Annotated in this window: 23 protein-coding genes; 13 read left to right on the top strand and 10 right to left on the bottom strand. The window is 52.2% G+C overall.

Features of this window, described 5'->3' with window-relative positions:
* Positions 1–36 precede the first annotated feature (36 nt).
* The 13 genes from PHV74_01115 (at position 37) to PHV74_01175 (ending at position 14,195) form a co-directional block, all read left to right on the top strand.
* Entirely contained in the window at positions 37–1,332 is a 1,296-nt protein-coding gene (locus tag PHV74_01115) for a glutamate-5-semialdehyde dehydrogenase (GenBank protein MDD5092968.1), read from the top strand.
* Between the two features lie 96 nt (positions 1,333–1,428).
* The gene (locus PHV74_01120) at positions 1,429–1,740 is read left to right on the top strand and encodes a hypothetical protein (GenBank protein MDD5092969.1); all 312 of its coding nucleotides are present in this window, start codon (positions 1,429–1,431) and stop codon (positions 1,738–1,740) included.
* A gap of 188 nt (positions 1,741–1,928) precedes the next feature.
* Complete coding sequence (rnc, locus tag PHV74_01125) at positions 1,929–2,633, top strand: ribonuclease III (GenBank protein MDD5092970.1); 705 nt, start codon at positions 1,929–1,931, stop codon at positions 2,631–2,633.
* Positions 2,626–3,534, top strand: a complete 909-nt coding sequence (gene ftsY / locus PHV74_01130; protein MDD5092971.1) for a signal recognition particle-docking protein FtsY — start codon at positions 2,626–2,628, stop codon at positions 3,532–3,534. The genes rnc and ftsY overlap by 8 nt, the downstream gene beginning before the upstream one ends.
* 249 nt (positions 3,535–3,783) lie before the next feature.
* Positions 3,784–7,245 carry a DNA polymerase III subunit alpha gene (locus PHV74_01135; GenBank protein ID MDD5092972.1) on the top strand — a complete coding sequence of 1,154 codons (3,462 nt, stop codon included), beginning with the start codon at positions 3,784–3,786 and terminating at the stop codon, positions 7,243–7,245.
* A 92-nt stretch (positions 7,246–7,337) separates the two neighbouring features.
* Complete coding sequence (locus PHV74_01140) at positions 7,338–7,526, top strand: helix-turn-helix domain-containing protein (protein ID MDD5092973.1); 189 nt, start codon at positions 7,338–7,340, stop codon at positions 7,524–7,526.
* A 25-nt stretch (positions 7,527–7,551) separates the two neighbouring features.
* Positions 7,552–7,908: an adenosylmethionine decarboxylase gene (speD, locus tag PHV74_01145; GenBank protein MDD5092974.1), complete on the top strand. Its 357-nt coding sequence runs from the start codon at positions 7,552–7,554 to the stop codon at positions 7,906–7,908.
* Between the two features lie 148 nt (positions 7,909–8,056).
* A complete protein-coding gene (locus PHV74_01150; GenBank protein MDD5092975.1) occupies positions 8,057–9,178 on the top strand; it encodes a type III PLP-dependent enzyme in 1,122 nt (373 codons plus the stop codon).
* Positions 9,179–9,367: 189 nt separating this feature from the next.
* Positions 9,368–10,726: a KamA family radical SAM protein gene (locus PHV74_01155; protein ID MDD5092976.1), complete on the top strand. Its 1,359-nt coding sequence runs from the start codon at positions 9,368–9,370 to the stop codon at positions 10,724–10,726.
* 2 nt (positions 10,727–10,728) lie between these two features.
* Positions 10,729–11,736: an ATP-grasp domain-containing protein gene (locus tag PHV74_01160; protein MDD5092977.1), complete on the top strand. Its 1,008-nt coding sequence runs from the start codon at positions 10,729–10,731 to the stop codon at positions 11,734–11,736.
* Entirely contained in the window at positions 11,721–12,716 is a 996-nt protein-coding gene (locus tag PHV74_01165; GenBank protein ID MDD5092978.1) for an ATP-grasp domain-containing protein, read from the top strand. The genes PHV74_01160 and PHV74_01165 overlap by 16 nt, the downstream gene beginning before the upstream one ends.
* A 5-nt stretch (positions 12,717–12,721) precedes the next feature.
* The gene (locus tag PHV74_01170) at positions 12,722–13,198 is read left to right on the top strand and encodes a GNAT family N-acetyltransferase (GenBank protein MDD5092979.1); all 477 of its coding nucleotides are present in this window, start codon (positions 12,722–12,724) and stop codon (positions 13,196–13,198) included.
* Between the two features lie 70 nt (positions 13,199–13,268).
* Complete coding sequence (locus PHV74_01175; GenBank protein MDD5092980.1) at positions 13,269–14,195, top strand: glucosamine-6-phosphate isomerase; 927 nt, start codon at positions 13,269–13,271, stop codon at positions 14,193–14,195.
* Between the two features lie 57 nt (positions 14,196–14,252).
* On the opposite strand, the gene rpsI is transcribed toward PHV74_01175, so the two are convergent.
* From rpsI to infA, 10 genes are all read right to left on the bottom strand, one after another.
* The gene (rpsI, locus tag PHV74_01180; GenBank protein MDD5092981.1) at positions 14,253–14,651 is read right to left on the bottom strand and encodes a 30S ribosomal protein S9; all 399 of its coding nucleotides are present in this window, start codon (positions 14,649–14,651) and stop codon (positions 14,253–14,255) included.
* A 1-nt stretch (position 14,652) separates the two neighbouring features.
* Positions 14,653–15,093, bottom strand: a complete 441-nt coding sequence (rplM, locus tag PHV74_01185) for a 50S ribosomal protein L13 (protein MDD5092982.1) — start codon at positions 15,091–15,093, stop codon at positions 14,653–14,655.
* Positions 15,090–15,860 (bottom strand): tRNA pseudouridine(38-40) synthase TruA, encoded by a 771-nt coding sequence (gene truA / locus PHV74_01190; protein ID MDD5092983.1) that lies wholly within the window; start codon positions 15,858–15,860, stop codon positions 15,090–15,092. Before truA ends, rplM begins: the two co-directional genes overlap by 4 nt.
* Positions 15,861–15,865: 5 nt before the next feature.
* Entirely contained in the window at positions 15,866–16,204 is a 339-nt protein-coding gene (gene rplQ, locus PHV74_01195; protein ID MDD5092984.1) for a 50S ribosomal protein L17, read from the bottom strand.
* A gap of 8 nt (positions 16,205–16,212) precedes the next feature.
* Positions 16,213–17,265, bottom strand: a complete 1,053-nt coding sequence (locus tag PHV74_01200; protein ID MDD5092985.1) for a DNA-directed RNA polymerase subunit alpha — start codon at positions 17,263–17,265, stop codon at positions 16,213–16,215.
* A gap of 30 nt (positions 17,266–17,295) precedes the next feature.
* The gene (rpsD, locus tag PHV74_01205; protein MDD5092986.1) at positions 17,296–17,925 is read right to left on the bottom strand and encodes a 30S ribosomal protein S4; all 630 of its coding nucleotides are present in this window, start codon (positions 17,923–17,925) and stop codon (positions 17,296–17,298) included.
* A gap of 80 nt (positions 17,926–18,005) precedes the next feature.
* Complete coding sequence (rpsK, locus tag PHV74_01210; protein MDD5092987.1) at positions 18,006–18,401, bottom strand: 30S ribosomal protein S11; 396 nt, start codon at positions 18,399–18,401, stop codon at positions 18,006–18,008.
* 34 nt (positions 18,402–18,435) lie between these two features.
* Positions 18,436–18,825: a 30S ribosomal protein S13 gene (gene rpsM, locus PHV74_01215; protein MDD5092988.1), complete on the bottom strand. Its 390-nt coding sequence runs from the start codon at positions 18,823–18,825 to the stop codon at positions 18,436–18,438.
* A gap of 53 nt (positions 18,826–18,878) precedes the next feature.
* The gene (gene rpmJ / locus PHV74_01220) at positions 18,879–18,992 is read right to left on the bottom strand and encodes a 50S ribosomal protein L36 (GenBank protein ID MDD5092989.1); all 114 of its coding nucleotides are present in this window, start codon (positions 18,990–18,992) and stop codon (positions 18,879–18,881) included.
* 17 nt (positions 18,993–19,009) lie between these two features.
* Entirely contained in the window at positions 19,010–19,231 is a 222-nt protein-coding gene (gene infA / locus PHV74_01225; GenBank protein MDD5092990.1) for a translation initiation factor IF-1, read from the bottom strand.
* Between the last annotated feature and the right edge of the window lie 29 nt (positions 19,232–19,260).

Below are 19,260 nucleotides of genomic sequence, written 5' to 3' on the forward strand. Positions count from 1 at the left end.
GAAAATATACTTCTTTGAGATTGAGGACATCGGGATATGGATATCGAGCAAAAAGCGATTGAAGCCAGAGAAGCCTCTATTCAGCTCTCGGCTGTTAACACTGATGCCAAGAATGCCGCGCTTTCGGAAATAGCCCTGGCGATTGAACATCGCCAGGCGCATATCCTGGCCGCCAACCGCTCCGATATGGAAAAGGCCCAGAAGGAAGCTCTGTCACCTCCTCTACTCAAAAGGCTGAAATTCGATGAAGCCAAGATCAGGGAAAGCATTCAGGGGTTGAATAGCCTGATCGGCCTTTCGGACCCCACCGGCAAAACGCTGAGCGCCATGGAACTTGATGATGGGCTGAAGCTCTACAAGATGAGTTGTCCCATCGGTGTGATCGGCATCGTCTTTGAGTCGAGGCCGGATGCGCTGCTGCAGATTTCATCCCTGTGTCTGAAGAGTGGAAATGCCGTCCTGATGAAGGGGGGCAGTGAAGCAGCCAACACCAACCGCATCCTGGCAGATATCATCACAGAGGCAACCTTGAAAGCGGGCATGCCCGAAGGATGGCTGACGCTTCTGGAAGCGCGTTCGGATGTCACCGAAATGCTGAGGATGGATCAGTACATCGATTTGATCATTCCGCGAGGCAGTAACGACTTTGTCCGCTACATCATGCAAAACACGAGCATTCCGGTGATGGGCCACGCCGACGGAATATGTCATGTCTATGTCGACAGCAAAGCCGATCTCGATATGGCCGTCCGAATCGTGGTCGATAGCAAGACTCAGTACGTGGCAGTGTGTAATGCGGCAGAAACGCTATTGGTGCACCAGGATATCGCCCGAGCATTCCTGCCCAGGATCAAAAAGGCGCTCGAAGAGAAAGGCGTAGAGCTTCGCGGCTGCGCGGAAACGCTGAAAATCATCGATGTTAAATCTGCCACAGAAGATGACTGGCGAACCGAATATCTCGATTTGATCCTGTCAGTCAAGGTGGTGAAGAATCTGGGCGAGGCCGTCGATCACATCAATCGGTATGGGTCAGGCCACACGGATGTCATTGTAACTGCCGATAGAGCCAGCGGTGTTCAATTCATGGATTATGTGGATTCGGCCAACGTATTTCTGAACTGCAGCAGCCGGTTCAGCGATGGTTTCAGATACGGACTGGGAGCCGAGGTCGGTATCAGCACCGGAAAGATTCATTCCAGAGGCCCTGTTGGCCTGGAAGGGCTAGTCATCTACAAGTGGAAGCTCGTTGGCGATGGTCATATTGTGGCCGACTACTCGGGTGAACAGGGCAAAACCTTCACCCATCGGGGTCTCCGGGAAGACTTCAGCTAATATATTGTCTTAATAATGGCTTTTCAATGTCTGTCATTCCGGATCGATCCGGAATCCAGGCTTCGTTAACGGACAAACCAAACTAAAAAAGGGGGGATGATGCCAGACTATCGTTTTGAGAGGGAGTGCCGCACACCTTATTCTGAGGCTTATACCATCGTGGTGGATGAGGACCCCATTGGGAGAATCGATCTGCATTACACTACGTATACGGTCACCGCGACCCTGTGCGTAGGAGAGAACATGACGGCCGAGGAGATTCGAGAACTGATTGATACCATCGATGAAGAAATTGTGCTCTCCGCCGATATGCCCCGCGATGACTTCTTTGTCACCGTATATCAGGGACGCGAAGCCGGTATCTTCACCGATGAGGAGTTTGGGGAGGAAGACGAACTCGAAGATTGACCAGCTCCCCTGATCAAAAGAGGGATTCCAGAGCAGGGGCTCGGCATGCCGAGCCCCTGCCAAAACACCCCCAACCAGCGGGGTTGAGTCAGACTATCTCACTACTCTGTTAAGAGGAATTACGATTGCATTCATGCCCGAGGTTCATTCAATGAATATGAAACCAGACCAAAAGGATGCCACCCGCAGTGACTGAACTGGATCGCCTGCAAGAGTCCCTTGGCGTCATCTTTGATGACGTATCTCATCTGGAACTGGCGCTTGTCCATCGATCCTATTTGAATGAGGCTGGTGATTGTCATCCGGCATCCAACGAACGATTGGAGTTCCTGGGCGATGCGGTGCTCGGATTCGTCGTCGCCCGAAAGCTGTACTCCGACTTTCCCGGCTTCTCCGAGGGCGACCTGACCAAGCTGCGGTCATCCCTGGTGCGGACGGAGACCCTGGCGCGCATCGCTCACTCCTTGCAACTAGGAGATTATCTCTATCTGGGAAAAGGGGAGGAGGAAAGCGGAGGGCGCAATCGAGAGAGGAATCTGGCTTGCACACTGGAGGCCGTCATCGGCGCTGTGCTCATCGACCGGGGATTTGGAGTGGCCAAGCGGTTCGTTTTGCGAATACTTCGAGAAGAACTCCGGCAGGCTGCCGAAGGAAAACTTCAAAATGACCCGAAGTCGAAGCTGCAAGAGGTTATACAGGCAGGGCATCGGGTGACACCGACCTACCGAACCATCGATGCCACTGGCCCGGATCATGAAAGGGTGTTCACGGTAGAAGTTTTTGCGGGTGAGACGCTGCTTGGCCGGGGCAGCGGCCGGAAGAAGCGGATCGCCGAACAGGAAGCGGCACGGGATGCCCTGAGGAATCTGGAGGGGGAAGAGAATATTGCTTAACATCCTTAAGAAGACCAAGGATAGTTTGGACCGTACTCGCAAGGCTCTGGCGGGAAAAGTCAATGATATCTTCGATCGCGCCGAGTTCAATGACGATCTGTGGGACGAACTTGAAGAGGTGCTGATTGGCGCTGATGTAGGGATGGCTGCGACAGAGAAAATCATCAAGGGCACACGAGAGCGGGTCAAGGCGGAAAAGATCAAGCAAGTATCCGAAGCAAGGGGTGCTCTCAGCAAGGAGATGGTCAACATTCTTCAATCCTCGATGAGTGCTTCTTCCCAGACGGCCGGCAAGCCGGAAGTGATACTGGTGGTTGGCGTCAATGGCACGGGGAAAACCACCTCCATTGCCAAATTGGCATATCGGACAAAAGGGGAAGGCAAGAGCGTTTTACTGGCTGCCGGCGATACTTTCCGAGCAGCGGCCATAGACCAGCTAAAATACTGGGGGGAAAAGGTGGGGATCGACGTCATTGCCAGCCAGCCGGGCGGAGATCCCGGTGCAGTGGTTTATGATGCGCTGGAGGCTGCCAAGAAACGAAAGACCGATGTCCTCATCATCGATACCGCCGGCCGAATCCAGACCAAAGCCAATCTGATGGAGGAGCTCAAGAAAGTCAGGAGGATCATCGGCAAATCCGAGATTGCACCTCAGGTGCTGCTGGTGCTGGATGCCAACACCGGTCAGAATGGACTTAGCCAGGCTCGCTCCTTCACCGAGGCGGTGGACGTCAATGGCATCATCATGGCTAAACTCGATAGCACCTCCAGGGGCGGAATCGTGATCGCCATCGCTGATGAGCTGAAGATCCCGATCCTGTTTATTGGCACCGGCCAGGAACTAGATGATCTGGCGCCTTTTGACGCCGGGGAGTTTGTGAAGGCTCTGCTTGATAGGTAAATCCCTCTCTTAAGGGACTCGCAACGACGTTTCAATGTCATTCCCGACCTGATCGGGAATCCATAAAAGGCAGGAATCGGTTTGGTCGGGGTGTGCAAAGAGGACTCCCTCTGCCGGGGCTTTAGAAAGCCCCCCAAAGAATTGAGGGATCAAGGGGATTTAGCCAGAAACACTGGCATCGTACCAATCGGAACAGATGACTATAGATTCCCGATCAGGTCGGGAATGACACAAACGAGTAATTGAGCAATGTTCACTCATCTTCACACTCACACCGAATACAGCCTGCTCGACGGTATGGGCCGCATCCCTCAGCTTATCGAGAGAACCAAAGAGTTGGGGATGGATAGCCTGGCCATCACCGACCACGGCGCGCTTTATGGCATCATTCAATTCTATTCCCAGGCCAAGAAAGCCGGGATAAAGCCGATACTGGGCTGCGAACTCTATGTAGCTCCCGGAGAGCGCACCTCCAAAACCTCATCCGACAAAAGCCCTTACCATCTCGTCGTCCTGGCCAAAAATATCACCGGCTATCACAACCTGCTGCATCTCAGCAGCAAGGCTTTTCTGGAAGGATTCTACTACAAACCGCGGGTTGACCGGGAACTCCTGGCCCAATACCATGAAGGGCTGATCGCTTCTTCGGCCTGCATTCAGGGGGAGGTTCCCAGGCTGATTCTGGAAGGACGGCACAAAGATGCCGAGAAAGCCGCCCGATGGTATAAAGAGGTCTTTGGCGATTTCTATCTGGAGCTTCAGGATCACGGCATACCGGAACAGGCGCAAGCCAACAAAGCGCTCATCGCCATGGGGAAAAAGCTGAATCTGCCCCTCGTGGCCACCAATGATATCCATTACACCAATAAAAACGACGCCCCTATTCATGAGATTCTGCTGTGCATTCAAACCGGCGCTACCATTCACGATGAAAAGCGCATGAAGATGTCCTCCGATGCCTTCTATCTCAAAAGTCCTCAGGAGATGGCCAGTCTGTTCGCCGAATGCCCGGAGGCCATTGCCAATACCGGACACATTGCCGAGATGTGCGAACTCAATCTGGAGTTCGGCCGGCTCCACCAGCCGCAGATTGATATACCGCCGGGCAAGACTCCTCAGGAGTATCTCTCGGATCTGTGCTGGAAAGGGCTGGCTCTCCGTTATGCCGACGCTTCCGAAGAAGTGAGAGAGCGCCTGACCTACGAGCTCGATGTCATCCGGAAGACCGAGTTTGCCAACTACTTTCTCGTGGTTTGGGAACTCGTCTCATTTGTCCGGAAAGAGAAAATCCTCTTTGGCGTCCGGGGAAGCGCCGCTGCCAGTCTGGTTCTCTTCTGTCTGGGCATCACCGATATCGATCCGCTGGCTCACAAACTGGTGTTCGAGCGGTTCCTTAACGTGGAACGCAAGGAGATGCCGGATATCGACCTCGATTTTCAGGATGACCGCCGCGAGGAAGTGATCCGTTACGTATCCCAGCGTTATGGCGCAGACCATGTGGCTCAGATCATCACTTTTGGAACCCTCGGCGCCAGAGCGGCGCTCAGGGATGTGGGCAGGGCGCTGGGAATGTCCTATGGGCAGGTGGACAACGTGGTTCGGCTGGTACCTACAGCCGGAAGCACGCTCACCGAAGCAATCGAGCAGAACCCTGATCTTGCCGGCATCTATAAAAGTGATAAGGAAATCGGGAAGCTGGTTGATACCGCCATCCGGCTTGAAGGAGTGGCTCGCCATGCATCCACTCATGCTGCCGGAGTTGTCATCTCCAGTGAGCCCTTGAGTAATCATGTGGCCCTGCAACGCCCCACCGGGAGCAACGAGGGAGGTATCGCTACCACTCAACTGGCGATGGAAGAGGTGGCCAAGGTCGGGCTCCTCAAGATGGACTTCCTGGGACTGGCCAACCTGACCACCCTGGGCAAGGCCAAAGACATTATCGCCAGGACTCGCGGCATCGAGATCGATCTGCAGCATATTCCTCTTGATGATGCCAAGGCCTTTGCGCTCCTTTCCGCCGGAGAGACCACGGGTGTTTTCCAGCTCGAAGGCGCCGGGATGCGGCGCTATATCAAAGAGCTTAAGCCGAGCACCTTCAGCGATATCGCTTCCATGGTGGCCCTTTATCGTCCGGGACCCAAACAGCACATTCCCACCTTCATTAAGTCCAAGCACAAGGAGATACCGATCAAGTTCCCCCATCCGGCGCTGGAGAAGATACTGGAGGAAACCTACGGCGTCATTGTCTACCAGGATCAGGTGCTTCGAATTACCCAGGCGTTTGCCGGATATACCCTCGGGGAAGCCGATATTGTGCGCAAGGCGATGGGGAAGAAGATTCCCGAAATCATGCAGAAAGAGCGGGACAAATTCATCGCCGGGGCTATCGAAAAGAAGGGGTTTTCCCGGGAGATTGCCGAGCAGGTATTCAACCTCATCGAACCGTTTGCCGGTTATGCCTTCAACAAAGCCCATGCCACCAGCTATGCCATGATTGCCTATCAGACCGCTTATCTGAAGGCCATCTATCCGGCAGAATTCATGACCGCCCTTTTCATTACCAATATGGGCAATCAAGAAAAAATCTCCACTGCGGTGGCGGAGTGCCGACGCCTGGGAATATCGGTCCAGGCGCCGGACGTAAATCGAAGCGAAAAGTCCTTCACCATTGAGAACGCGGACGACGGGTCGCAGGCGATTCGCTTTGGATTGGCGGCCATCAAGAACGTCGGGGAGGGCGCTATCGAGCCCATTATCGTTGCCCGGGAGAAGGGAGGACCTTTTAAATCAGTTGAAGACCTTGCCCGCCGCTGCGATCTTCGGGGGCTCAACAAACGCGCCCTGGAGAGCCTCATCAAAGTAGGCGCCCTGGATTCGTTGGGTCAGCGAGGGGCGCTGCTGACAGGGATGGATCGAATCTTGCGCCTTTCGCAGCAGGAACAGCAGCTCAAGGAGAGCGGACAGGCGACGATGTTCGATCTCTGGGGCGAAAGCGCCGCGACCCCGTTGCCCGAACTCGAATTGAAGAATCTCGCCATACCGGAGAGCGAAACATTGAACTGGGAGAAAGAACTGCTCGGTGTCTATCTTTCCGCTCACCCCCTCGTATCGGCAGCAAAAGATTTGGGGGATCGTTTAACCGCATTCTGCGGACAGATCGATGAGGAAATGGCCGGCCAGGAAGTCACGCTGGTTGGAATGGTCAACTCGGCGCGCAAGGGGGTGACCCGGAATGGCAAACCGTTCGTCAGCGCCGTGCTGGAAGATATCGGCGGCGAGATTGAAGTCACTGCATGGTCGGAGGTGTATAGTCGGACAGCGGAACTCTGGGAGGAGGGCAAAACCCTATTGCTGTTCGGGAAAGTCGACTTGCGGGGAGACCGGGTACAGCTAACCTGCAAAGATGTTATTGCTTACCAGACCGGCATGGAAATTCCCTGGGCTGCGGCTCAGCGTCCGCCTTCAAAACGCGTTTACCAGCTTATCATCAGCCTCCATCAAACCGGCGATGAAGCGGCCGATGTCTCGCGTCTCAACCGGGTTTTCGCTATACTTGAGGGATTTCCCGGTGAAGATAAGACATATCTGAAGGTCGCCAATGGGATGGGAATGGTCAAGATGGAGCTTCCCAATTGCCCGGTGACTTACTGTGAGGAGCTGCATCGGCAGCTTGCTGAGGTGGTGGGGGAAGATGGGTTAGCCCTTGCATAGGCCAAGCAAGTATTGTATCCTATGCCAAAATGTGTTAATATGCTGTTCGCATCGGCTAGATCAAGCGACAGAGGGGGTGATGGCTCCAATTTATGGATCCCGATTTATTATCAACGGAAGATGTGGGTGGCATTCTGAAAGTTAGCAAGATAACGGTGCAGAGATGGTGCCATGAGGGGGAAGTCCCTGCGGCAAAAATTGGCAAATCGTATCGCATCAAGAAAGCTGATCTGGACAGGTGGTACGAAGGTAAATTCCTGAAAGAAAACGTATTCCAGTAATAAACTGAAAAAGGGGGTGGGTCTAATGCATCTGATAATTGATGGATATGCAAGAGATCGCGGCAAGATAATGGATAAGGAGTTCATTCGTGAGTTCCTTGATACCTACCCCCAACAAATACAGATGACCAAGGTTTCCACGCCAAAAGTATCTCAATATCAGGATAGCGAGCATCAGGAGCAGGGAATATCCGGATTTGTCCTCCTTGCCGAGAGTCATATCAGCATTCATGTTTTCCCTGAAAGTTCTTATATCAACATCGATGTCTTTTCCTGTAAGGATTTTGATCCTGAACAGGTGGTAAGAGGGCTGGAACAACAATTCGGCCTGGCTGACGTAAAAAGTTATATTCTCAACCGGCCGCATTCAATCACAGAATAGGTGGGATTCATACTACGTCCGATAAATGGCAGGAGCGACAACAGACCGGCGAAGGGAGAATGGCGGAGATCAAGGCCACGGATAGATAGAAGATGCCGGGTTCATGCCGTGGGTCATAGAAGTCTAAATCCTGAGAGGTTTCGCAGAATTGTCCACTAATCTCCCAACAGCAGCGGTCCCTGAGAGCGTATTACGTCTGGCGCAGAATCGAAAAACACCCTTTCTTGCTATCGATGAGAAATCGATCCGGGATAAATTCCAGCAATTCCGGGAGGCATTGCCCGCCTGCAGAATATTCTATGCGGTCAAGGCCAACTCCCACAAGCGCATCGTGAAGACGATGCACGCCATGGGAAGTGATTTTGAGATTGCCTCAGAGGAAGAGCTGAATTTACTACTCGACTGTGGGATAGCTCCTCAGAAGATCATCACCAGTAATCCGGTAAAGAGCGTGCCTTTTATCCAGGCTTGCCATCAAGCTGGAGTGATGGATTTCGCCTTTGACTCCCTGGATGAAATCGAAAAGCTCTCGAGATATGCCCCCGGGAGCAGGGTCTATGTACGGCTTACCGTATCAAACGAGGGAAGCCAGTGGCCGCTGAGCCGGAAATTCGGCGTGGAAATCGATGAGGCCGCCGAACTCCTTATAACTGCTGCCAAGAGATCTCTCGTGCCGTATGGCTTAACTTTCCATGTTGGTTCGCAATGCACCAATGAGATCGCATGGGTGAATGCGATCTCGAAAAGCAAGCGAGTTTGGGACATGACGGCAGCAAAAGGCGTAAAACTGCGTATGCTCAACATCGGCGGTGGCTTTCCTATCCACTATACGGATGCTATCCCTCCCCTCAGCCGAATCTCTAGGGCGATAGAAAAAACGGTAGGCCGTGACTTTCTTGAAAGCACAGAGGTCTTCGTGGAGCCCGGAAGGGTTTTCGTCGGCGAAGCCGGCATTCTGGTGACCACCGTTATTGGCAAGGCAAGGCGCGGTGAGCAGAATTGGCTCTATCTGGATGTTGGGGTTTTTAACGGACTGATGGAGAGCGTGGGTGGGTTTCGATATTCAATGGTTACCCATCGGGAAGGACCAACGCGCAAGTGGGTGGTGGCAGGGCCTTCTTGCGATAGCATGGATGTTATTTCCAATGATAAAGACCTGCCGGAGTTAGAAATAGGCGACAAGGTGTATATCCTTTCGGCAGGCGCCTATACCACAGTTTATGCCTCTCGATTCAATGGCTTTCCCATCCCAAAGACGTACTTCCTTTAGCGGGCTGCTGAAAAAGTTTGACTTAACCCCCTAGCCCTAAAACAGGCATTTTTGCCTCTACCTTGAGATCTTCCGGGAATTGGTGGTTTAGACCAATATGCAACACTTGACAAATGTGATATAATTCAGCGCGAATAAAGATACAGGCGAATTCAAAAAATTCCACAATTTAAGGAGGTGTAGCCGAAAGTGATAAAAACATCGACAATTCTGCAGCAGCAAGAAACAGTAGCCCGGGCCGAAGAGGAGCCTCCGGGTTGTAGTGCCGTATTCAATGAGGCCGAAGAGGAGCCTCCGGGTATTTCGGCCCTGACATTTAGAAACAGGTTCTTCAGCCATGTTCCAGCTGAAAGTTGGGACGACTGGAAATGGCATTTCCGAAACCGAATCACATCGGTTGAAGAGTTGGCACGATACATTCCCCTATCAGCCAGAGAGCTGTCCCGGCTCAAACTGGTAACGGCCAAGTATCCCCTAGCGATAACCCCTTACTATCTCTCGCTCATCGATCCTTGCGATCCTGATGACCCCATTCGAAAACAGGCAGTGCCTTGTTTTGATGAGGTGGCGCTGGCCGGCATGGGGGTTGAGGATCCTCTGGAAGAGAAGCGTCATTCTGTAGTTCCGGGGCTGGTTCACCGTTATCCAGACCGGGTATTGATGGTGTTAACCGACATCTGCCCGATGCTGTGCCGTCACTGTACCCGAAAGAGAGAATGGCGCAATGGCGAATGGGTGCGTACGCCGGCCGAGGTTGAGGCAATGCTGGACTATATCCGCAAGCACAGGGAAGTCCGCGATGTCATCATCTCCGGTGGTGACTGTCTGACTCTTACTACGCATCGTCTGGAAACCGTCATTGCCGCAATTCGGCGTATAGGGCATGTGGAGATCATCCGCATTGGCACCAGGTTCCCGGTGGTATTGCCGCAGCGTATCGATGACGAGTTGTGCGCCATGCTCTCCAAGTATGGGCCGATATGGCTCAATACGCACTTCAACCACCCGCGAGAGATAACACCGGAGGCAGCGCGGGCTGTTGATCGGCTTTTGAGGGCCGGGGTACCAGTGAACAATCAGTCGGTGCTTCTTCGCGGAGTGAACGATACCGTCAAAACACAGTTGAAGCTGTCTCACGGATTGCTCAGGATAAAGGTAAGACCTTATTACCTTTTCCAGACGGATGAGGTGCAAGGAACGGAACACTTGCGCACATCGGTGGAAACGGGGATTGCGATAATTGAGGGTATGCGGGGCCACACTTCAGGCTTGGCTATTCCTCACTACGTGATCGATCTCCCTCACGGGGGAGGGAAGGTGCCCGTCCAGCCAAACTATGTGGTGGCGCAAACTGAAGATGGAATGATACTGAGAAACTATCAAGGCAATCTCTTCCAGTATCGAAATCCCATGAGCCAGAGCCGGAACAAAAATATCCGCCGCAATGGCAAGCGGGTGGGCGAGCCGGTACAAACGATATTGCCCCTACCCAGCTCGCCTTTGGCAGCCGAACAACCCCAACCTCAGCTTGTCGGGGTTAAACGATAGCGATGAAGATCGGGCTCTCGTACGATCTCAAAGAAGCCGTGACCGTGGGGTCGGCCCAGACAGATGATGCCCTCGAGGAATACGATTCTCCGGCAACGGTGGCGGCAATTGAGATGGCCATAGAGAGCCAGGGACATTCGGTGATCAGGCTGGGTGGGGGAAGAGATTTCCTCACCCAGATACTGCAACAGAAGGTTGATTTCGTCTTCAACATTTCCGAGGGACGTGGAAACTACAGGAGCCGAGAATCTCAAGTGCCCTGTATCCTCGAGATGCTAGATATCCCCTATACAGGCTCTGACCCGCAGAGTCTGGCGGTTTGTCTGGATAAACCTTTGACCAAGCAATTGGTGGCAGCGGCAGGCATCTGTGTTCCGAAGGGATTGGTGATCACCGATTCTCGTCAATTGAAGGAGATCGACTGGGCTCAATTCCCTCTGCCTGCCATTGTCAAGCCAGCCTATGACGGGTCCAGCAAAGGCATTCGCTTCAATTCGAGAGTTGAGGATGGCGGCCAAGCCGCTTCTGTCATCGCTAGTCTCTTGGAGCAGTACCGCCAACCAATCCTGGCGGAGGAATTCATCGACGGGGATGAAGTCACGGTAGGGATAACAGGCAATTCCCCCCCCAAAGTTCTTGGTGTGATGCGCATTCTCCCCAAGAAAAAGGGGGCATATTTTGTTTATTCCCTGGAAGTGAAGCGGGATTGGGAACAGCTGGTGGAATATGAATGCCCCGCTCAGCTTGGGGATGACGTTCTGGAGAAGATCAATTTTTCCAGCCTGAGGACGTTTGAGCTTTTGGGGTGCCGGGACTTCGCCAGAATCGATTTCAGGATTAGTCGCGAAGGGATACCGTATTTCTTGGAGATCAATCCGCTAGCCGGACTGAATCCTTATAGCAGCGACCTGCCCATTATGGTTGGCAAGCTGGGGATTGGCTACCAGGCCCTAATCTCTGGCATACTTGTCGCCGCTCTGTTAAGGTATCCACAGTGCGAAGTAAGATAGCCATTGTCTACAACGACCCCATCCCTGATCGCTACACCCAGTTTGGCGAGGCCGATGCTGTCTCCGACGTTCTGGAAGAGGTAGAGACGGTCAATGATGCCCTGAAAGAATTGGGTTACGACGTCATCAATGTGCCCCTGGTTCCGCCTTTGGATGAAGTAAGGGAAACCATACGGAATCTGGACGTAGATATCTTCTTCAATCTGTTTGAGGGCTTTGCCGGTCAGCCGGATACTGAACCCATCATCGCCGGCATGCTGGCACTTTCAGGAAAGCCATTCACTGGTTCCACCTCGCCCACATTGTTTTTGGCCTTGGACAAGGTTAAGTCCAAGGAATTTTTGATCGGTTCCGGTGTGCCCACTCCCAGATATCACGTATTGCGTCCGGAAACAATGGGTCGGTTTGATTTAGATTTCCCAGTAATTGTCAAGCCGCCAGCCGAAGATGCCAGCCACGGCATCACTGTCGATAGCGTAGTCAATGATTCCGCTGCCTTGGCGCGGCAAGTACAAAAGGTGTGCCTCAACTATGGCGGGTCGGCTCTTGTGGAAGAGTTCATTGACGGCCGGGAATTCAATTCCACCGTCATGGGTAACCAGGACATTCACATCCTGTCAATTTCAGAAATAGTCTATACCTTGCCACCCGAACTGCCCCGCCTGGTTACTTTTGGCGCCAAGTGGTTGCCCGGGGATATCTATTTTGAGAACACCGACCCGGTGTGTCCCGCGGAGATCGATACGGAACTGTGGGATCAGGTTGCTGAAACCTCGCTTTCAGCCTATCGACTGATGGGTTGCCGGGGATATGCCAGAATTGACATGCGACTGGATGCCGAGGGAAGGGCAAAAGTGCTGGAGGTGAACCCCAATCCGGCCATAGCCCCTCGCTCTGGTGCTGCGCTTCAGGCTCGATCCGCCGGAATGACCTACGCTCAATTCATCAAAAGGATCGTATCACTGGCACTTGAAAGGTAGGAAGTATGAAACCCAATATCAGGCCTATGACTTCTGGCGACAAGACGGTTATCATGCAGATTCTCAGGAATACTCCTGAATTTATGGCAGAAGAGGTAGTTGTGGCAGAAGAGGTGATGGATAGCTATTTGCGCGATCCTTCCGGCCCTGATTACAAAATACTGGTGGCCGAGGTTGATTCCTCTGTTGCAGGCTATATCTGTTACGGACCTACACCCCTAACCAAAGGGACATGGGACATGTACTGGGCAGCAGTTGATCCCACCAAACAAGGGAAAGGTATCGGAAGCGCGCTTTGGGCAGCTGCCGAGAAAAATATGAGAGAAGCCAATGGAAGGCTCTCTCTGATTGAGACATCCGGAAAACCAAGCTATGCCAAGACCTTACGTTTTCATCAGAAGCAAGGCTACCATGAGGTCAGCCGAGTTCCTGATTTTTATGATGTCGGTGACGACCGGTTGATTCTGCGCAAGCTTTTGTGATAGGCAGTCAGCAGCGCGAGAAGTGATGCCCATACCTGCTCACTGCAACTTTCTGTGAAAGGAGGGCCCTGTGAGACCGATCAGCAAAATCGCTCCCGGATGGTGGGACTATACCACGCTGGATCACAAGATTCTGGATCAGGCTGCCCGGCTTACGGCGGAAGACCTCTTGGGTCTGAGCCGAAAAGGCTTCTCTATCAAATTCTACGATACCCTCGAGGACTTCTTCCTCGCCCAAGCAATGGAGTATATCACCGCATGGAAACAGGCCTCGGCGGATAAACCGGCCGGTATTTGTGGCCCTATTGGCCCATCGGAACAACTTCCGCTGGTTGCCCGGCTGGTCAACGAGCTTGAGATTAACCTCGATCATTGCCATTTTTGGGGCATGGACGAGTGGGTTTCCGATGGAAAGGAGCTGGAGTTCGATCACCCCCTCAGCCTTGCGGGGGCTGACATGCGCCTGTGTTTCAATCGCATCCGCGAAGACCTGCGCATGCCTTCAAAGAACATCCATTTCCCCAAGGTGGACACCAGGGATTACATCGAGAGTTGGGACAAGGCTCACTGCGTGATCATGCAAGGCGGGCAGGGAGAGGTCAAGCACTGGGCTTTCAATGACCCGCCCAGGCGAGAAGGGAAATATGGAGATGCCCCACCTTCTCCAAAGGAATTCCGCAAGCTGACCACTCGCCTAGTTGACCTTCATCCCTTGAGCCTGATCCAGAACGCCCGAACCTCTGGAGGAGGCATGATTCATAACATACCCACCCAGGCGCTTACTGTCGGTCCGGTGGAAACGTGGAAGGCAGACAAAGTGTCTATCTGGCACCCGGGGGATGATGACAATCCCTTTGGGATACGGCTGACCACGTTTATGATCTCAAAGAAGATCACCGACGCCGCTGTGCCGATGTCACTGCTGGCCGATCACCCAAATCTACAGTTTAACTTCTACCGTGGCGGGATCAGTACCTGCGAGATGCTGATGCAGTGAATGGCTCATCCGCTCATCAAATGAAAAAGGCTCCCCTCTTGGGGAGCCTTTTTGAGATTATCTCTTACGATACTGCTTTCTTTTACGGGCGCGCTTGAACCCATATTTCTGGCGTTCCTTGGTTCTCGAATCCCGGGTAAGAAATCCGTTGCCTCGAAGGACAGGTTTCGAATTCTCATCGGCTGCGAGCAGGGCGCGACTAATGCCATGCCTTATCGCCCCCACCTGACCAGATATCCCGCCGCCTTCTACCTTCACCACGATATCAAACTTGCCCAGAGTGTTGGTCACCACAAGCGGCTGCAAAGCAGTTCTCTTTAGGCTCTCTGTTCCGTAAGTGCTCTCAAAAGGCTTATCGTTGACCTTGATGGCTCCATTTCCCGGATAGAGCCGCACGCGCGCTACCGCTTCCTTCCTGCGCCCCGTGCCATAGTAGTAACGTAATTGTTGGTTCAAACTATCCCTCCTCGACCTCGCTTGCAGCCTTTACCTGAGCCCCATGGGGATGGGTTGGGCCTTCATAGACCTTCAATTTTCTGAAAATTGCTCGTCCCAGCGGACCCTTGGGCAACATTCCTTTCACGGCATATTCGATAACCCTGGTTGGATGGGTTTCCATCATCCTCTCGAATGTAACTGCCTTAATTCCCCCGGGATATCCTGAATGCCGATAATAAATCTTCTGCAGGGGTTTACTGTTTCCTGTCACTTTCACTTTTTCAGCATTCACCACGATGACAAAATCACCGGTATCCAGATGACGCGCGTAGATGGGTTTGTTTTTCCCATTCAGAAGCTGGACGATCTCCGTGGACAAACGGCCCAGCGTTTTCCCGGAGGCATCAATTACATGCCACTTCCGTTGAATATCTGACGCTTTAGTACTGTATGTTTTCATAATTGACTACCAAATCCAATATAAGAATAATTGACCCTTATCAGGCACAATCCGTGCGATGGCGCGGTTGGTCTTGCTGTTCCTATTTTGGGCGAAACGACCATTTCACCCAACTCCGCTGCTTCCATATCGCCCAATCCGATCCTTATCAAACACCCCACAGTGCGCCGAACTTGCTGAGGAAGGAACGCATTAGCTGAAATATCAAAGACTACGGAATTGCCCCTTCTCTTCAGACTGGCTCCCAGAATAGTCCTTATCGTATTCTTGGCACCACCTTCCTTGTTGGTGAATGATGCGTAATCATGCTGCCCCAGCAACATATCGCACGCTTCGCTCATTGCCCCGATATTCAGTTTTCTAGGTACTAGATATGCCCATCTGCGGGTTAACGGCAAACGCACCGGACTATTCAGAATCGTATAGCGATACTCTCTACTGAGAGCATGTCTCCTCGGATCGAAATCTGCTTCTACCTGGCAGGCATCCCTGATCGCGATATCCGCTGGCAGATGAAAATTAAGTGCTTTAACGAAAGTGCAAGGGTGATGGCCCGATTGCGTTTCAAAGGTTGCAACTTGTCCGCTGGCGTGAACTCCGGCATCAGTACGACCGGCACCATGGAGACGGACAACTTCCCCTGTAACTTTCGATATCGCTTTCTCTAACTCCCCCTGGATGGAAGGCACGCTTGTCTGAATTTGAAACCCATAGTAGTTCGTGCCTTCGTATTCAATCAGCAGAGCAATCTTAACAATTCCACCCACACCTGCTAAACCAGCTCGAGCTGGACCACGGTTGCTGCATCGCCGAGGCGCGTGCCTAATCTCAACATTCTGGTATAACCACCAGCGCGATCGGCATACCTTGGCGCTATTTCACTGAATACCTTGTTCACCACGTCTTCGCTATATATATAGGCCAGCGCTTGACGTCGAGCGCTAAGATTCCCGGCTTTCCCAAGCGTAACCATCTTCTCAGCCAACGAACGGACTTCCTTGGCCTTAGCCTCGGTGGTGACAATCTTGCCGTATTTCAGGAGATCTGTTACCTGGTTTCGATACATCGCCACGCGATGGCTTGTGCTCCTTGAGAGTTTGCGCCCTGCCACCCGGTGTCTCATTTCTCCTCCCTCACATTGAATCTCTCCTGCAGCTTCCTTCTCATTTCTTCCTTCTCTGCATCCTCAGCTATCTTATCTTCACTAGCTGGCTCGTCACCACTTTCAGATGCAACCTCTTCGGCTTCAATTCTCTCCACCAGGTTTCTCTCAACTAATTGGTCTTGAACTTCCTCCCATGATTTCTGACCGAAGTTCCTCAAATCGAGCAATTCTTCTCTGCTCTTCCCTAAGAGAATCCCCACATTGGTGATTCCCCCTCGTCTCAGTGCATTAAGAGTTCGCATGGAGAGCCCCAGTTGATCCAAGGACATGTCGTAGTTTTCTGGTTCCAGTGGCGACTTTTCTACAACGGTAATTGCCTTATCTGGCATTTGAACAAGTTTGGAAAAGATAGAGAATTGTTCAATCAAAAGACGGGCGCATTCGGCCACTGCCTCATCGGGAGAGATCGTGCCATCGGTCCACACGTCAAGCGTCAATTGATCATAATTGCTCTTATCTTCCACACGGGTCTTTTGCACCCTATAGTTTACCCGCCTGACCGGCGTAAAAACCGCATCCACGGGCAGCATTCCCAAGGGACGCCCTTCACTGTGACCTGCAGCAAGGTATCCCTTACCAATATTGACTGTAAACTCAACATTCAGTTTGGCATTGCGTGAATCCAAAGTGGCCAGAACATGTTCAGGGTTTACGATCTCAAAATCGGCCGAAGGCTTTATGTCACCTGCACAGATCTCACCTTCCCGGGAAGCTTCAAGGATGAGCTTGCCAGGGCGATCGGACAAGCGGCGTAAGCGTATTCCTTTAACATTCAACAAAAATTCCATCGTGTCTTCTTTGACATGCGGAATGGTAGAGAATTCGTGCTGAATGCCCTCGATCATCACCTCGCTCACTGCGGCTCCGGTTAACGAGCTCAGGAGAACCCGCCGCAAAGCGTTGCCCAGAGTAATTCCATAGCCCGGTCCCAGCGGCTCAATTACAAAGGTCCCGCAATTCTCCGAAACCAGACGATATTCAATTGTGGGAGTTACTGACTCAGGCAACTTATTGACCTCCTAGCGAAGAGACCCATTTTATCGGGAATAATATTCAACTATGAGCCTCTCATTAATCGTAACCCCGATATCTTCCCGCGATGGCTCGCTCAGAACCTTTGCCACAAGGGTCTTATTATCCACACTTAACCATCCCGGTATCGTTTTAGACGTGATATTCTGCAGCGCAGCCTGATAGGGAACGAGCTTATCTCTTCCTGTATTCCAAGCAATGACATCACCTGGTTTCACCTGGCATGAGGCAATATCTGTCTTACGCCCATTTAGGGTGAAATGTCCGTGTGTCACCAGCTGTCTCGCCTGACGCCGACTTTCAGCGAAACCAAGGCGGAAAACTGCGTTATCCAGTCTCAATTCCAATATCTGGAGCATGCGCAAACCCGTTCGCCCGGGAGCCGTTTCAGCCTCCGCAAAGTGTCTGCGCATCTGGCGTTCCATCACGCCATAAATATTCCTGACTTTCTGCTTTTCAACCAGCCTTATGCCGTATTCCGACATTTTGCGAGGGCGCGTACGACGCCTATGCCCAGGAGGATTTTGCCTCCGCTCGACGGCACACTTCGGTGTGACACACCTTTCACCCTTGAGCATCAATTTTTCGCCTTGTCGTCGACAAAGCCGACAAACGGGCCCAGTGTATCGGGCCATATCTCCTCCTCTTGAAACGGAATGCGGAAAGCGGAGATAAGAACCATACGCAATCTCCGTTCCTTATCCTCGATCTTATTCTAAATTCTTCTTCTCTTCGGGGGGCGGCATCCATTATGAGGTGTTGGGGTAACATCCCTGATACTCAAAATGGTAAGACCGCTTGCCTGCAATGTGCGGATAGCCGCCTCACGTCCACTGCCAGGCCCCTTTATATAGACATCAACCTGCCGTAATCCATGTTCCATACCTTTGCGCGTGGCTTCCGCCGCAGCTCGTTGAGCTGCGAAAGCTGTTCCTTTACGTGATCCCTTAAACCCAGTGGTCCCGGAACTGCTCCAAGAAATCACCCCCCCCCTATCATCGGTCAGGCTGACTATCGTATTGTTAAAAGTCGACTGAATGTACGCACGTCCTCTTACAACGCCCTTGCGTTCACGTTTCTTAACCCTGGTTCCCTTGCCTTTTACTGCCATCTATGTACCCCTCGCTAACTCTTGACTATGATCCCTATTTCTTGGTCATGCCACGGCGTCGCCCTCGACCCGCAACCGTCTTCTTCGGTCCACGCTTGGTGCGGGCATTGGTCTTCGTTCTCTGACCCCGCACAGGAAGCCCTCTTCTGTGCCTTATGCCCCTATAGCTCCCTATCTCGATAAGCCGCTTGATATTAAAGGTGACTTCTTTCCTTAGATCGCCTTCCACCCGATAACCCTTGTCAATGGCCTCTCGGATACGGTTTAATTCCTCATCAGTGAGCTCTTTGACCTTGGTATCAGGATCAACACCCGTTTGAGCCAGAATCTTCTTACTGAGGGTGGGCCCAATCCCATAGATGTAGCTAAGAGAAATTTCGACCCTTTTATTTGCTGGGATATCAACACCTGCAACACGTGGCATGTATTCTCCTTACTCCTTAACGAGGCGCAACCTCAATTTCGCAAGAAACAGCCTTATCCCTGCCTCTGCTTATGCTTGGGATTTGAGCACGTAACTCGAACTGCTCCCTTGCGCTTGACTATTTTGCATTTGTTACAACGTGGCTTCACTGAAGCTCGGACTTTCATTTACTTAACCTCGATATCTATTTGTTGAACCGATAAGTAACTCTGCCCCTGGTCAGATCATAAGGCGAGAGTTCCACAAGAACACGATCACCGCGCACAACCTTTATAAAGTAACGCCTCATTTTACCCGAAGCATGGGCCAAGACCAGATGTCCATTGGGTAACTCAACGCGAAACATGCCATTGGGCAAGGGTTCAGTTACTACCCCCTCAACTTCAATGGCCTCTTTTTTCGCCATAACCCCCCTCATTTACTCTAGCTAATATC

Source organism: Dehalococcoidia bacterium, assembly GCA_028711995.1.
GTDB lineage: Bacteria > Chloroflexota > Dehalococcoidia > SZUA-161 > SpSt-899 > JAQTRE01.